The sequence below is a fragment of the Ectothiorhodospira haloalkaliphila ATCC 51935 genome (assembly GCF_000633935.1).
GTDB classification, from domain to species: Bacteria; Pseudomonadota; Gammaproteobacteria; order Ectothiorhodospirales; family Ectothiorhodospiraceae; genus Ectothiorhodospira; species Ectothiorhodospira haloalkaliphila.
Map to the genome: position 1 here is coordinate 894,128 of NZ_KK214998.1, position 13,747 is coordinate 907,874.

General features: G+C 62.9%; 14 protein-coding genes. 6 read left to right on the forward strand and 8 right to left on the reverse strand.

Translation table 11 applies throughout. From position 1 onward, the window contains the following. Positions 1-6: 6 nt before the first annotated feature. Positions 7-1,206: a saccharopine dehydrogenase family protein gene (locus ECTHA_RS0111955; protein ID WP_025281255.1), complete on the reverse strand. Its 1,200-nt coding sequence runs from the start codon at positions 1,204-1,206 to the stop codon at positions 7-9. A 93-nt stretch (positions 1,207-1,299) separates the two neighbouring features. Beyond that, positions 1,300-1,995 carry a hypothetical protein gene (locus tag ECTHA_RS18135; protein ID WP_025281256.1) on the reverse strand — a complete coding sequence of 232 codons (696 nt, stop codon included), beginning with the start codon at positions 1,993-1,995 and terminating at the stop codon, positions 1,300-1,302. A 209-nt stretch (positions 1,996-2,204) separates the two neighbouring features. Here ECTHA_RS18135 and ECTHA_RS0111965 point away from each other — a divergent pair, with 209 nt between their 5' ends. After that, positions 2,205-3,041 carry an HDOD domain-containing protein gene (locus tag ECTHA_RS0111965; RefSeq protein WP_025281257.1) on the forward strand — a complete coding sequence of 279 codons (837 nt, stop codon included), beginning with the start codon at positions 2,205-2,207 and terminating at the stop codon, positions 3,039-3,041. 12 nt (positions 3,042-3,053) lie between these two features. Here ECTHA_RS0111965 and ECTHA_RS0111970 read toward each other — a convergent pair whose 3' ends face one another. The 4 genes from ECTHA_RS0111970 to ECTHA_RS19565 form a co-directional block, all read right to left on the reverse strand. After that, complete coding sequence (locus ECTHA_RS0111970; RefSeq protein WP_025281258.1) at positions 3,054-4,001, reverse strand: 1-phosphofructokinase family hexose kinase; 948 nt, start codon at positions 3,999-4,001, stop codon at positions 3,054-3,056. Positions 4,002-4,061: 60 nt separating this feature from the next. Continuing rightward, positions 4,062-5,636 (reverse strand): alpha/beta hydrolase, encoded by a 1,575-nt coding sequence (locus ECTHA_RS0111975; protein WP_025281259.1) that lies wholly within the window; start codon positions 5,634-5,636, stop codon positions 4,062-4,064. Positions 5,637-5,640: 4 nt separating this feature from the next. Further along, on the reverse strand, positions 5,641-7,125 hold the full coding sequence (gene putP, locus ECTHA_RS0111980) for a sodium/proline symporter PutP (protein ID WP_084306957.1): 1,485 nt from the start codon (positions 7,123-7,125) through the stop codon (positions 5,641-5,643). Positions 7,126-7,334: 209 nt separating this feature from the next. Beyond that, complete coding sequence (locus tag ECTHA_RS19565; protein WP_338042726.1) at positions 7,335-8,486, reverse strand: penicillin-binding protein activator; 1,152 nt, start codon at positions 8,484-8,486, stop codon at positions 7,335-7,337. A gap of 21 nt (positions 8,487-8,507) precedes the next feature. Between ECTHA_RS19565 and ECTHA_RS20600 the strand changes: the two genes are divergently transcribed. The 5 genes from ECTHA_RS20600 (at position 8,508) to ECTHA_RS19075 (ending at position 12,676) form a co-directional block, all read left to right on the forward strand. Beyond that, positions 8,508-8,888 (forward strand): hypothetical protein, encoded by a 381-nt coding sequence (locus tag ECTHA_RS20600; protein ID WP_338018932.1) that lies wholly within the window; start codon positions 8,508-8,510, stop codon positions 8,886-8,888. A 367-nt stretch (positions 8,889-9,255) separates the two neighbouring features. Further along, entirely contained in the window at positions 9,256-9,771 is a 516-nt protein-coding gene (locus ECTHA_RS19070) for an LPP20 family lipoprotein (RefSeq protein WP_025281263.1), read from the forward strand. A 12-nt stretch (positions 9,772-9,783) separates the two neighbouring features. Then, a complete protein-coding gene (locus ECTHA_RS0112005; protein ID WP_025281264.1) occupies positions 9,784-10,677 on the forward strand; it encodes a flagellar assembly protein T N-terminal domain-containing protein in 894 nt (297 codons plus the stop codon). Next, complete coding sequence (locus tag ECTHA_RS0112010) at positions 10,674-11,381, forward strand: SDR family NAD(P)-dependent oxidoreductase (protein WP_029762348.1); 708 nt, start codon at positions 10,674-10,676, stop codon at positions 11,379-11,381. Before ECTHA_RS0112005 ends, ECTHA_RS0112010 begins: the two co-directional genes overlap by 4 nt. Positions 11,382-11,407: 26 nt before the next feature. Continuing rightward, complete coding sequence (locus ECTHA_RS19075; RefSeq protein ID WP_025281266.1) at positions 11,408-12,676, forward strand: HD domain-containing protein; 1,269 nt, start codon at positions 11,408-11,410, stop codon at positions 12,674-12,676. Between the two features lie 15 nt (positions 12,677-12,691). Here ECTHA_RS19075 and ECTHA_RS0112020 read toward each other — a convergent pair whose 3' ends face one another. Both ECTHA_RS0112020 and ECTHA_RS0112025 read right to left on the reverse strand, forming a co-directional pair. Next, the gene (locus ECTHA_RS0112020; protein WP_025281267.1) at positions 12,692-13,195 is read right to left on the reverse strand and encodes an acyl-CoA thioesterase; all 504 of its coding nucleotides are present in this window, start codon (positions 13,193-13,195) and stop codon (positions 12,692-12,694) included. A gap of 14 nt (positions 13,196-13,209) precedes the next feature. After that, positions 13,210-13,746, reverse strand: a complete 537-nt coding sequence (locus ECTHA_RS0112025) for a DUF411 domain-containing protein (RefSeq protein ID WP_084306963.1) — start codon at positions 13,744-13,746, stop codon at positions 13,210-13,212. Position 13,747: the final 1 nt, after the last annotated feature.

Here is a 13,747-nt window from a genome sequence, read left to right on the forward strand (position 1 = left end):
TGTGGCTCAACCCAGGGGGTCCGTGTCGGGGTCCAGTTCCTTCATCTGCCAGGGCAGGCCCATGTCGCCGATGCGCTCCATGAAGGGGTCAGGATCCATCTGCTCCACGTTGAACACCCCGGCACCTTTCCAGATCCCCTGCAGCATGAGCATGGCCCCGGTGACGGCGGGCACGCCCGTGGTGTAGGACACCGCCTGGGACTGGACCTCCCGATAACAGGCCTCGTGATCACAGATGTTGTAGATGTGCACCTTGCGGCGCTTGCCATCCTTGATGCCGTCCAGGATGACGCCGATGTTGGTCTTGCCCTTGGTGCGTGGCCCCAGGGAGGCCGGATCGGGCAGCACGGACTTGAGGAACTGCAGCGGGATCACTTCCTTGCCCTCGTACATCACCGGCTCGATGCCCGTCATGCCCACGTTCTCCAGCACCTTCAGGTGAGTGAGATACTGCTGGGAGAAGGTCATCCAGAAGCGGATGCGTTTGAGGCCGCGAATGTTCTGCACCAGGGATTCCAGTTCCTCGTGGTACAGCAGATAGATGTCCTTGGGACCGATCTCATCAAAATCAAACTCCCGCTTTTCCGACAGGGGCGGGGTTTCCTTCCACTCACCGTTCTCCCAGTAACGTCCGTTGGCGGTGACCTCACGGATGTTGATTTCCGGGTTGAAGTTGGTGGCAAAGGGGTAACCATGGTCGCCGCCGTTGGCGTCCAGGATGTCGATCTGGTGGATCTCGTCGAAGAGATTCTTCTGCCCCCAGGCGCAGTAGATGTTGGTCATGCCCGGATCGAAACCGCAGCCCAGGGTGGCCATGAGGCCGGCCTTTTCATAGCGGTCCTGGAAGGCCCACTGTTCCTTGTATTCGAACCTGGCCTCGTCCGGATGCTCGTAATTGGCCGTATCCAGGTAGGGCACGCCGGTCTTCAGGCACGCCTCCATGATGGTGAGGTCCTGATAGGGCAGGGCCACGTGGATCAGCAGATCCGGCTTGAAGGATTCGATCAGGCGTACCAGGGCATCCACATCATCCGCATCCACCTGAGCGGTCTGGATGGGCCGATTCAGCTTGGCGGCGATATCCCGGCACTTGGCTTCATTGCGGCTGGCCAGGCAGATCTCCGAGAAGACTTCGGGATGCTGGGCGCACTTGTGGGTGACGACACTGCCGACGCCGCCGGCGCCGATGATCAGGACTTTGCTCATAGGTCTCGATTCAGGAATCTGGATGGGTGAAAGAAGGAAGCGGACAGGGCGCTTGGGGACGCGTGCGATGATGCCCCCTTGTGACCGCCGGGTTCAAGCCCTCTCGACGGCGAAACTGACCGCGTAGCGCCGGCTTTTGCCAAATACCAGCGCCAGTCGGCCCTGTCCTTGGGTGTCCAGGCCCAGTTCCGATGCCCGGCAAAGGCCGCCGGATCGATGCAGGCGGCGCAGGGAGGTCTCGATGCTGCCCTTGTGACGGCGGATGTAAAGATCCAGATCCGGGCGCACGCTGGCCTGGATGTCGTGCTCCTGACCCAGCACTTCCATGTGGGTCTGTGCGGGCCCCAGGTCCTGGCCAGGCAGCTTGAAGAGACGTTCCAGGATGCGATGCATGCCGTCCACCGGTTCCTCGCCCAGATAGAGGTTCCATAGGAAACGGCCGATGCCGTACTCGTCACTCCACCATTGGGTCTCCGGGTTGAGTACATGCACGCCGACCGGGACCAGCCGGTAAGACCCCAGGCCCGGGTCATCCGTCAGGATCTCGAAGCTCACCTGTCTGCATCCCAGGTGTCGCTTATCTCCCTTGACCATCAGGGCTGCGTTGCGGGGAGTGAGCAGTTTCAGGGCCATGCGGTCCCGGGGCTGCAAGGGCCTTCCCCGTTGCTGGGCGACGGTCTGGATCACGTCCAGGGCACAGGAAGTGATCAGGCCCTGCTCACGAACCAGGCGGCCCTGGGAGTGCTCTTGGCCTCGCTCCCGTCGGGATTGTTCATGAGATGTGTTCATGACTTATGATAATGCACTTTTCATGCCGCGTTGCTGGGGGCCGTCTTCCGTAAGGTTTCGTCATTTTTTTGACGGACGAGCAAGTGCTGAGGCAGACAAACCGCTATCCTTGTTGCGCTGCAAGGGCCCGGCGCCGACAATGGTCGTCTTTTGAAGCGCGTTAAGCTTAGGCTTCGTAAACGCTTGCCGAGCCAAAGGATGCACGATTAATGGCTGACCTGGTCATGTCCCAAGAGGAAGAGCGGATTATGGGGCAACTCATGATTCCGTCCCAGCCCACCGTGCTGCGTGCCATCGCAGCCGAGGTGGAAAAGGAGGAGGGCGATCTGGCACAGGTGGCCAGGCTTGTGTCGGAGGATGTCAGTGTCTCCGGCGGTATCCTGCTGGTGGTGAACTCCCCATTGTTTCGCCGTCGCCGCGAGATCAGTTCGATTCGTGAGGCGGTCATGTTGTTGGGGCTTCAGCGGGTGTATTCGGTGGCACGTACCGTGGCCCTGCGCAATGCCCTTTCTCACCTGCCGCGCATGCACGAATTCTGGAAGTCCAGCGTCACCCTGGCCGAAGCCTGTGGTGCGGCGGCACGTCGGGTGAAGCGTCCGGATCTGTTGGACGATGCCTATCTTGTGGGGCTGTTCCATCTGGTGGGCGTGCCCGCACTGCGCAGTGTGTTTGGTGAGGCCTACGAAACCGTTGAGCGTCAGGCGGATTTGAAGGGGTGGCCCTCCGCCATCCACGAGGAACAGCGACGCTATGGTGTCAGTCATGACCGCCTGGGGGCGCTGATCACTCAGCGCTGGCGCGCGCCGACGAGCGTCATCCAGGCAACGGCCCACCAGTATCAGGTGCAGCGTCTGGACATGCTGGTGACGCTGCACCCGGACGCCCGGGATCTGCTGGTCATGCTCAAGCTGGCGCTTCGGGCCACCACCGCTGTTGACCCGGCACGCATGACCTATGCGGACTGGGAGGCCACACAGGACTTCCTGGCTGACTATCTGGCCCTGGATGTCCAGTCATTGGATGCCCTGGTGGACGAACTGACCTAGGGCCCGGGTCGTTCAGGTGGCTGTGGATGCCTGGCCGCTGAGCAATAACCTCCAGAAGTGTTCGATATCGGATTTGTGGCACAACTCCGTGCCGGATGTCAGCACGGTCGCGGTGCCTGCGGCCACACCCAGAGCGAAGGCACGCTGGACATCCTCCCCCCGGGAGAGGCCAAAGGTCATGCCTGCCACGAAGCTATCACCGGCGCCCACGGCAGAGCGCGCGGTCACTTCCGGGGTGGCGAGGCGGTGGATGCCATCACGGGTGGCGAGCACGGCTCCGTCATGCCCGAGGGTGATGGCCAGCAGTTCCACGCCCCCGGCAGCCACACATTCCCGAGCGGCTTCCTCCAGGTCTTTGGGGTCTTCCAGGTCTTTGCCCATCAGGCCTGCAAATTCGCCCCGGCTGGGTTTGGCCATGTACACACCTTCCTCCAGGGCCGCTGCCAGAGCCGGCCCCGAGGTGTCCAGCACCAGTCTGCCACCGCGCCGTTTGACCGAGGCTGCAAGTCGGGCGTAGACATCCTCAGGTACGCCCCGGGGCAGACTGCCACTGGCCACGACATAGTCAAAATCCAGCATTTCGATAAAGTCCAGCGCACCCTGCCACTCATTGCGCCGGATCTGCGGGCCCTCGGGCGTGAAGCGGAATTCCTGCCCCGAGCTTTCCTCGAACACCACATGACTCATCCGTGTGGATTCCATGATATGTACCCGATGGGACATCACCCCTGCCTGGGTGATGAGTTCATCCAGAACGTCCCCCGGGCGGCCACCCGCCAGATAAACGGCAAAACTGCCGGCCTCCAGCTCGTTGAGCACCCGCGCCACGTTGATGCCACCGCCGCCCGGATCATAGCGCTCGTTCGTGGTGCGCACCTTGTGGATAGCCTTCACCCTGTTGGCCGAACACGAGGAATCCACGGCCGGGTTCAGGGTCAGTGTGACGATTCGCTTATGCATCGAGGAACTCCCTGTGTGGCTGGCATTGAATGTGATGGTACAGGGGACGGGCCGTCAGGGTCAGTCCCCCACCAGCGGAAAGGTGACGCTCATGCCCCAGGCCAGGGAGAAGGCCACGGCGATCGCCCCCACCAGGGGATGCCCGGTTCCCGTGAAGATCCAGCGGGCAAGCAGGCCGTAAACCAACAGGAATGCGGCGATGGCCGGGAAGATGATGATCAGGAAGAACAGTTCATCCAGACGCAGGGCCACTGCACCCACCAGCGACAGCAGGAATAGCAGTTTGGTGAAGATATGGGAGCCGGTGGTACCGGTCTCTCCCCGGGTGAGCCATTCGTCGGCACTGAAGAACAGCAGTGTGCCCAGGAAGATCACCGGCAGCCACACCAGGCGTTCCGGGATGGGCAGATAGCCCGTGACAAAGGCGTGGATGGGCAGCCCCACGGCCAGGGTGCCATAGGTCGTGGCCAGCATCGTCGCCGCGATCAGCGCGCCCCATGCCGTGCGGCCCGGGAAGGGCCCGAAGACATTGCCGTGGTGGCGCTGCATCAGCCAGAGCCCCGCCCAGGTCAGCAGCCCATAGACCGCAAAATGCATGGTCAGATAGTCGGACAGCAGCAGTGGCAGCAGGCCCAGCGGTACCTGCCAGAGCAGCAACGGCGTCAGAACGGCTGGAATCACCGCCACTGGCCAGAGTCGCCGCCATGGCATATCCGAGCCCCGGGCGGGGTGGGCCACCCGGGGCAGGGTGCGCATCAGGGGCCAGGCCAGGGCGATGATGCTCATGAACAGCAGGCCCAGCCAGGGACCCCTGGCATCCACAAAGGGCGCGTCCAGATCGGCCGGCGTGACCCCCTCCATCCAGGCCAGTGCCTCCAGCAGCGCCTGCCGGGCCTGGATGATGCCCATGTGCTCGGCCCCTTCGATCACGGCCAGTCGGCGGGCATCGCCCTTGGCAAAGTCGCCATAGGTCATGCCGGGTTGCACCCGGGCGGGGTCGTGAAGCTCGAAAGCCGGCATTGCCGTGTTCCGCAGGGGTTCGGGCTCCAGTTCCCCGAAGATGAACAGCAGGTTATCCAGCCCCTCCATGGAGGTGTCTTCGGCAATGAAGGGGGATATCAGCACCATGGAGCGCACTTGCCCTGGGTGCTGCTGGCCATGCTGGAGCATGATGTCGCCAGCCATGGAATGTCCCATCAGGGTGACGCTGCCATCGCCGGCTGGATGGCTGCGGGCGTGGTCCACCACGCGCTCCAGCGCACCGCCCAGCAAGTGGCGGCGCCGTTCCATAGCCATCAGGTCCGGCACGAAGGGTTCGGCATTGGCCCCGTGGCCAGGGAAATCCAGTGTGATGGCCAGATAACCCTGGCGAGCAAGGGTGATGGCCAAGGGCTGCATCATCTGCCGGGAGCCGGCAAAACCATGGGCAATGACCGCTACCGGGCCGGGCTCGGTGGCGGCGGGACTGACCACGGTGATGGGCACGCCGTCCACCCGATCATGGGTGATCTGCAGGCCCCCGGGCCCCGACATCAACTGCCACAGGGCCACCAGGATGCCCATGGCTGCCACCAGGGCGGTCAACCCCCGGGCCATTCCGGAGAACCGGGCTCTCGCACTGTTCGCTTCGGCCATTGGATCAGCGCCGCCGCATCTCGTCCCGCACCTGATCGAACTCCCTGAGCATGTCCTCCGTGGGCCCCTTGCCCACACGGCTGAACAGGATGATGGCCAGGGTGGCCAGGATGAAGCCTGGCAGGATTTCGTACATGTCGAAGAGGCCACCTTCGAAGCGATCCCAGATCAGTACCGTGAGCGCGCCGGTAACGATTCCCGCCAGGGCGCCGTTACGGTTCATGCCGCGCCAGAACACGGAGAGAATGATCACCGGGCCAAAAGCGGCACCGAAGCCGGCCCAGGCATAGGCCACCAGATCGAGCACCGCTGCCTCCGGGTTCAGCGCCAGCAGGGTGGCCAGCACGCCGATGCCCAGCACCGTGCCGCGGCCGATCCACACCAGTTCGCTGTCGCTGGCCTGGGGGCGGAAAAAGCGCTTGTAGAAGTCTTCCGACAGGGCCGAGGAGGAAACCAGCAACTGGGAGTCGATGGTGCTCATGATGGCCGCCAGGACGGCCGCGATCAGACAGCCCGCCACCCAGGGGTTGAACAGGGTCTGGATGAGCAGGATGAAGACGGTCTCGGGATTATCCAGACCTGTCTCACCGAAGTAGGCCAGACCGGCAAAGCCGGTGAAGATGGCACCGAACAGGGCCACCACCATCCAGGTCACGCCGATGAAGCGGGCCAGGGGGATGTCCTTGGGGTTGCGAATGGCCATGAAGCGGGTGAGTACATGGGGCTGGCCGAAGTAGCCCAGACCCCAGGCCATCAGGGAGATGATCCCGAACAGGGTGATGTTGTGGAAGGCATCCAGGGCACCGGGCTCCAGTTCGCCCACCATCTGGGTGGTTTCGGTCCAGCCACCCAGGTTCATGACGGTGATCACCGGTACCAGGATCAGGGCCACGAACATCAGGATGCCCTGGATGAAGTCGGTCCAGCTGACCGCCAGAAATCCTCCCAGCAGGGTGTACACCAGGATCACGGCCGCGCCCACCGCCAGCGCCAGCCGGTAATCCATGTCGAAGGTGCCCTCGAAAAGGGTGCCCGCTGCCACCAGGCCCGCCGAGGTGTAAAAGGTGAAGAACACCAGGATCACCAGTGCCGAGACCACCCGCAGGGCCGAGGTGTCGTCACGGAAGCGATTCTCGAAATAGGCCGGTATGGTGATGGAGTCCCGCGCCACGGAGGTGAGCCGCCGCAATCGGTCGGCCACGAATTGCCAGTTGAGGTAGGCGCCGATGGTCAGGCCCACGGCGATCCAGATCTGGTTCATGCCTGCCGCATACACCGCTCCGGGCAGGCCCAGGAGCAGCCAGCCGCTCATGTCCGAGGCCCCGGCAGACAGTGCCGCCGTGCCAGCCCCCAGACGCCGTCCACCCAGGATGTAGTCGGAGAGGTTGGTGGTGACCCGGTAGGCCAGCATCCCCACCAGCACCATCAGGATGAGATAGGCAACCAGCGTCGCCAGCAGGGCGAAATTCACGTCCACTTCCGTATTCATCACTTGCCCCCTCGCAGACTGTGCAGAATCAGGCTCACCAGCGAAAACAGCACCAGCAGCAACATGGGTACCAGCAGCCAGAACCAGGTGGCGGTCGTGAGAGAATGATCCATGGGGGCTCCTTGTGGTTTTTCTTGTGCGTACTCAAGCGGGGTTGCGGATGAGTATAAGACACATGAGTGCCCACTCACCAAGGACGGCCGTTGGTTTCAGTGCCCATGGACGGGTATGGGGCGCCCATTGCGAAAATGGGCCCAGTGGGGTTCGCGCACCACGCGCCCCTGCGAATCCAGTCGCAGCTGGCCGGTCAGACCGGTGTGGCTCGCCTGCGGATCCTGCTGCAGCTTGGCGAGTTCAGGGATCATGGCAAAGGCATCAAATCCCATGGCCACCAGCCGTGGCCACAGGGGATTGCCCTGTTGTAGCAGGCGGGCATGACCCTGGACACCTGACCGACCGAGCATGGCGGGCATGTCCGGGAAGGTGATGCCGTCCAGATCCGCGTCCTGGCTGGCTCGTCCCTCAAGGTCGAAAACGTGGGATGTGGCATACACAGGCGGATGTCGGGTGCTCAGGTAACGCAACTGGGGCTGGATCATCCGGGCCTGCTCTGGACTGGCCACCAGGAACAGCATGTCCACGTTCTGAGCCAGGATCCTCCCGAGCACGGCCTGAAAATCCGTGGCCTGGGGCACAAAGTGCTGGACCGAGGCCACACGCCCTCCCTGCTGCGTGAACTGTTCACTGAATGCGCTGGCCAGCCGCTCCCACAGGGACGATCGCGGGGCAAGGATGGCGGCGCGCCGGTGACCCCGAGCGTATGCCCTGTCAGCCACCCGGGCGGCCTCCTGTTCAGGTTGCAGTGAAAACAGGATGACCTGTCGGGATGCCGCGATGTCACCCTCCGGCTGGTTCAACACCAGGGTGGGTACGGGGAGCGGTTGTCGATCGGTGAGTTGCGACACAGCCTCCTTGGTGAGCGGTCCGATCACGATGTCCGCGCCTGCTTCCACCGCTTTCTGGTATTTCTGCCAGGCAGACTCCGGACTGTCACCCATGTCGTAAACACTCAGTCTCGGGCGTTGGGATGATGTGACGGCCTCATGGGATGCCTTCACCCCACTCAGCACGGCCTGGGCCAGATTGGCGTAGCGACCCGACAGCGGCAGGATCACGGCGACATGCTCCGAGAAGGTGCCTTGGGGCAGTTCTTTAGCGCCCATGGGGCGAGTCGGTGTCCGGAAGCTCCGGTGCGGGCTGTAGGACTCGGGTTGCGCGTCATTCAGCCACTGCAGCGTCACGGGGTTTCGCGCACGCTGCTTCAGTGCCGTGACGTCGCCAGGGGGGAGTGCCCGGAGCATGTCCTGTATGGATCGACGTGCATGCGCAGAATGGTCTGCGCTGAATCCAGCCGTGTACAGGGTGTGCCAGGTTTTGATGGCGTCCAGGATTCGTCCCAGAGCGGCTTCACTCCCGGCCCGGATATCCAGTGCTTCTGCATGCAGTTCATCGGGCAAACCTTCCGTGTGCCATGGCAACCGGCGGAGCGCTTCCATGGGGTTGCCGGCATCAAGGCTGGCTCGGGCGTCGGCAAGGCTTTGCGTGATCCCGGCGCTCTCGGGCGTGGCAGCGGTCGCGAACGCCATCATGTGAGGTGGCGTGTGGCCGGTAGCGACCTGACCCGCCTGTGCTGCCATCACCATCAACATGGCCATGATGAGTATGGCCCTGCCGGGCGTAATGGTCAGGGCCTGCGCCCGTGATGAAAAAGGCCGGTGACGGGATGGCCGCGCGGGGTAGGTCAGTCGGGACAGGATGGACACCTTCAAGGGATTGGTCGCGATGCCTAAAGTCCTCGTGGTCGATGCCGATACCGACCATAAGGGCCGCTTATACAAAAGCTTGGGGCTCCTGTCCAGTCTGTCTTCGGGCCTTCGGTTTCGTGTTTGATATGCGACCAGGAGGTCGGGCGGCCCGGGCGCTTCTGGGATTACTGAGGCTGGTTGTCACTCACGGAGAAAGAAAATGAAAAAAATGGCGTATGTGCTTGTGCTTTTTGGTGTAATAACGCTTACAGGAGCCTGTGCCCACTCCTACCAAGTGCCTGTTCAAGGGTACCAATACACGGCCATGGAAGAACGTACCATCCGGGTTCGGGGGCATGGCACGAGTGTGCCAAGACCTGACCTGACGCAATCTCAGCAGAAACTCATGGCCATTCGGGCCAGTCGACTCGATGCCTACCGCAACCTGGCTGAGGAACTTTATGGCATGCGGCTCGAGGGCGGCACCAGCCTGCGTGACATGGCGGGTGAGCGTGATAGAGTGAGGTCCTACATAGACAAGAAAATCCGGGGGGCACGGGTGATTGATGTGGCGCTCATTGAGGATGACATTTATGAGACCACGCTTGAGTACACTGTGGGCCATGATTTCTATCGCTGCGTGGCGGCACCCCACCTGTGTCAGCCGGCCAGACCGGTGGCTCCTCCTCAGCCCGTGGTCACGCGGCAGTATTGCGGCGCCAGTCCCTGTCCGCCCACCCGGGTCGTGCCTCTGCAGGCCCCCCGGCAACGCGTGCCTGAATGGCAGCACTGCACCGAGCCCTACTGCTCGCAGGCGCCTTACTACTACTACCAACGTTGATGAAGGGATGTCATGAGGCTTCTCGCACTCATCGTGCTGATGTGGCTGCCAGGGATGGCCTTCGGGGAGTCCTTCGTCGCCGATGGCGTCGCCTCCACGGCAAATCAGAGTGTGCAGGAAGCGCGCAGGGAAGCCCTCAAGGATGCGCTCTGGTCTGCCTCCGCCCAGTCAGGGATTACCATTCGGGGAGAGGTCGGCCTGCACCGAGGGGTGGTGGTGTCCGATGAATCCCGGTTCCGGATTGGAACCCATATTTCTCGATATGAGGTCATCAGTGAAGGCCAGGAAGGTGATTTCTATCGTGTGAAGGTCCGTGTGGACGAGGTTCAGACCGGCTGTGGGGCACTGATGGGGATGCGGATCGGGGCCGTGAGTTTCCCGCTCCTCAAGCCCCATCAAAACACCCTGATGGGGGTGGCGGGGGTCGAAATGGGCGTTCCGAATGAGATCCTGCATCGGGTGGGGATCAATACGCCGCTGGAGGTCCATCGTGCTGCCCATCGTCGTCTGTTCTTTCCCCTGAACGGGAATCTCCCCAACCCCCGCGCTACCGAGGTGAGGGAACGGGTGAAAATGATCGCAGAGGACATGGAGGTGGACTTTCTGGTGGCCGGCATCGTGCTCGACATTGGCTATGAAAGCGTGGGTATCCTGCGAAACCGGCATAGCCGCCGAGCGGAGGTGGAGATCTATCTGTTCGAAGCCGGGTCCGGTGAGTTGATGACCCAGCGGCGGGCGGCGCGAGAATCCCGGGGGGATGTGCTGGTGGCCTCACGAGTGAGTTTTGGAAGTCAGCGCTTTTACGAATCCGATTATGGGGAGGGCTTCGGCTGGGTGATGGATACCCTCTCCCAGGAGATCCTCTCCACCCTGGACTGCCCGAAGAGGAGCGGCGTGGCGCAATGAATATCCTGATCGTGGGTGCATCAGGTGGCATCGGTTCCGCCTTCGCACAGACCCTGGCGGCGCGGGAGTCGGTGCAGCGTGTTGTGGGTACTTATCGCAGCACGCCACCCTCATGGGAGGACGCCAAGGTGGAATGGGCGCCTCTGGATGTGACGGATGAATCGGCTGTGGCCCGGCTGGCTCGGGATCTTGGCGAAATCGACTGGCTGATCAACGCCGCAGGCCTGTTGCATGAAGGGGCGCATGGCCCCGAGAAGCGCGTGGCCCAGGTGGAGCCCGAGTTTGTGATGCAGAACTTTCGCGTCAACACCCTGCCGACGCTGCTGCTGGCCAAGCATATGGCACCGCTCATGCGTCATGGTCGTCCGGCGATCTTCGCCACAGTGTCCGCGCGCCTGGGCAGTATCGGCGAGAACGGACTGGGGGGGTGGTACAGCTATCGGGCCTCCAAGGCGGCCCTGAACATGGTGATCAAGAACCTCTCCATCGAGTTGCGGCGCACCCATCCACAACTTGTGCTGGCGTCACTGCATCCGGGTACGACGGATACAGCTCTCTCCAAACCTTTCCAGCGCAACGTGCCTGCGGACGCCCTGTTCACGCCCGGTTATAGCGTGAACTGCATGCTTCAGGTGCTGGAGGGCCTGAGTCCCGAAGACAGCGGTGGGTTCTGGTCTTTCGATGGTGAGGCCTTGCCCTGGTGAAGGGAGGCCGTGGGGATGCAAGGCCCATGGTGATCCGTGATCCGGTCCATGGCGACATCGAACTGAGCGCCCTGGAGCAGGCGGTGCTGGATCTGCCGGACGTGCAGCGCCTGCGGGGGATCAAGCAATTGGGCACGGCCAGCTACGTCTATCCCGGTGCCTTGCATACCCGCTTCGATCACTCCCTGGGGGCCTGTGCGCTGGCGCACCGCATGCTGGAGGGCCTGCGTCGTCAGGGCACGCCGGTGCCCGCGGATCTGGAAGACCTGATCGGCGTAGGGGCGCTGTTGCACGACGTCACCCACGTCCCCTTCGGACACACCCTGGAGGATGAGCGGCGCCTGTTCCCGCGTCACGACAAGGGTGACCGGATGTCCCGGTTATTGAAGGGCGCGCTGGGCGAGGCCCTGGAGAAACTGGGCATCCTGGGCGAGATCGCCGGTCTGCTCGGCGAGGCCCCAGGCCACCTGCCCGGCTGGGCAGGGGAGATCATCGCCTCCACCCTGGATGCGGACCTGCTGGACTACCTGCGTCGCGACAGCCGGTTCACCGGGCTGGCCCAGGACTATGACGATCGGGTGTTCCGTTATTTCACCGTGGCCGATGATCACCTGGCCCTGCGCATGGCGCGCCATGGCATGGACCGCCCCGATGCCCGGTCCGAGGTGGTGCAGTTGCTGCGAATGCGTTATTTCCTCACCGAGCGGGTTTATTATCACCACACCAAGGTGGTGGCCGGGGCCATGATCTCCAAGGCGGTGGAACTGGCCATGCAGGCGCAGTGGCTGACCGAACCCGAATTGCTGCACCTCAACGACTGGACCTTGCTGGATCGGCTGGAACAGCCCGGGTCTCCGCCGGGAGCGCGTCATCTGGCGCAAGGCCTGGCGAGGCGTCGCCTGCTCAAGCGCGGCTACGTGCTGTCCGCTTCCAGCCTGGACGAGTCGGAGCGGGCGGCCCTGGTAGGGCTTTATCATGACTCGGGTACCCGGCGCGCGGAGGCGGAAGCGGTGCTGGCCAGCGAGCTTGGGGTGTCGCCGGAAGAGGTGATCGTCTATTGCCCGGCCCTGACGGTGATGAAGGAGGCGCGGGCCTGGGTGGAGACGGCCTCAGGTCTGCGTCGCCTCAATGACCCTGCCAGCGCCGCCTGCGCCGAGATCTCGGCCCTGGAGGCGCGTTACGCCGGCCTGTGGCGATTTTATGTGTTCACACCCGAGGCGGTGGCCGGCAGGGCGGCGGAACTGGCGTCCGGGTATTTTGGTCATCCGGGCGAATACGCGCCGTCGGTCAAATGATCTGGGGTCATGTGTTCAGGGGCTATCATCGCTGGGGCCATGGGTCTTGCGGATTTCCGCGTTGCGCCGTTCGATTTCGCGACGGAATTCCCTGCGCAGGGCGGCGTTTTCATACCGCCTGCGTTCGGTGGGGGTTTCGATTTCCAGCGGGCGCACCTTCATCGGGCGCCCATGCTCGTCCACCGCCACCATGGTGAAATAGGATGTCATCACGTGGCGCTCGTTCTGGTGGATGATGTCCTCCGCATTCACCCGGATGCCCACCTCCATGGAACTGTTGCCCGTGTAGTTGATGGAGGCCAGGAAGGTGACCAGCTCACCCACCCGCAGAGGCTCCCGGAAGAACACCTGGTCCACCGAGAGGGTGACCACGTAGTTGTTGGAATAGCGGGCGGCACAGGCATAGGCCACCTGGTCCAGCAGCTTGAGGGTGGCCCCCCCGTGGACATGGCCGGTGAAGTTGGCCATGTCCGGCGTCATGAGCACGCTCATGGTGAGGGTCTTGTTCTGTTTTTCCATTAAGTTTGAGGTGCTCAGTTCTGATGGTGTGAAGAAAATACCTCGCTTTGGCCACTGCGATCAAAGGTGATCACATCGAAAGGATCAAAACGGTCGCCCATTTCCATGCCGGGGGAACCCACCGGCATGCCGGGGACCGTCAGTCCGGCCACATCGGGCTGCTCATCCAGCAGGCGACGGATGTGGCTGGCAGGCACATGGCCCTCGATCAGATAGCCGTCGATGAAGGCCGTGTGGCAGGAGCCCATGCCCGGTTGCAGGCCACCGTGAACCTTGAGCACATTGAGTTGTTCCTGACTCACGTCCACCGCCTCCACAGTGAAGCCTTCCTCTTCCATGTAGGTGACCCAGTCATTGCAACACCCGCAGTAAGGCGTCTTGAAGACCTTGATGTCCTTGTCGGTGGCCACCACCTGACCCAGGGGCGAGGACGGGCTGACGCGGTTCTCTGAGGTCAGTGCGGTGGTCGGCAGGAGCAGCAGGGCTGTCAGCAGACAGAGCAGCAGCCGGAGGCGGTGGGTTGGCTGGGTGAAGGCGGGGGCCGGAAGCATG

Bases quoted from the DNA above. Each gene is read 5' to 3' on its own strand.
- ECTHA_RS0111955 (WP_025281255.1), bottom strand. From the start codon at position 1,206: ATGAGCAAAGTCCTGATCATCGGCGCCGGCGGCGTCGGCAGTGTCGTC.
- ECTHA_RS18135 (WP_025281256.1), bottom strand. From the start codon at position 1,995: ATGAACACATCTCATGAACAATCCCGACGGGAGCGAGGCCAAGAGCAC.
- ECTHA_RS0111965 (WP_025281257.1), top strand. From the start codon at position 2,205: ATGGCTGACCTGGTCATGTCCCAAGAGGAAGAGCGGATTATGGGGCAA.
- ECTHA_RS0111970 (WP_025281258.1), bottom strand. From the start codon at position 4,001: ATGCATAAGCGAATCGTCACACTGACCCTGAACCCGGCCGTGGATTCC.
- ECTHA_RS0111975 (WP_025281259.1), bottom strand. From the start codon at position 5,636: ATGGCCGAAGCGAACAGTGCGAGAGCCCGGTTCTCCGGAATGGCCCGG.
- putP (WP_084306957.1), bottom strand. From the start codon at position 7,125: ATGAATACGGAAGTGGACGTGAATTTCGCCCTGCTGGCGACGCTGGTT.
- ECTHA_RS19565 (WP_338042726.1), bottom strand. From the start codon at position 8,486: ATGCTCCGGGCACTCCCCCCTGGCGACGTCACGGCACTGAAGCAGCGT.
- ECTHA_RS20600 (WP_338018932.1), top strand. From the start codon at position 8,508: ATGCGCAGAATGGTCTGCGCTGAATCCAGCCGTGTACAGGGTGTGCCA.
- ECTHA_RS19070 (WP_025281263.1), top strand. From the start codon at position 9,256: ATGGAAGAACGTACCATCCGGGTTCGGGGGCATGGCACGAGTGTGCCA.
- ECTHA_RS0112005 (WP_025281264.1), top strand. From the start codon at position 9,784: ATGAGGCTTCTCGCACTCATCGTGCTGATGTGGCTGCCAGGGATGGCC.
- ECTHA_RS0112010 (WP_029762348.1), top strand. From the start codon at position 10,674: ATGAATATCCTGATCGTGGGTGCATCAGGTGGCATCGGTTCCGCCTTC.
- ECTHA_RS19075 (WP_025281266.1), top strand. From the start codon at position 11,408: ATGGTGATCCGTGATCCGGTCCATGGCGACATCGAACTGAGCGCCCTG.
- ECTHA_RS0112020 (WP_025281267.1), bottom strand. From the start codon at position 13,195: ATGGAAAAACAGAACAAGACCCTCACCATGAGCGTGCTCATGACGCCG.
- ECTHA_RS0112025 (WP_084306963.1), bottom strand. From the start codon at position 13,746: ATGCTTCCGGCCCCCGCCTTCACCCAGCCAACCCACCGCCTCCGGCTG.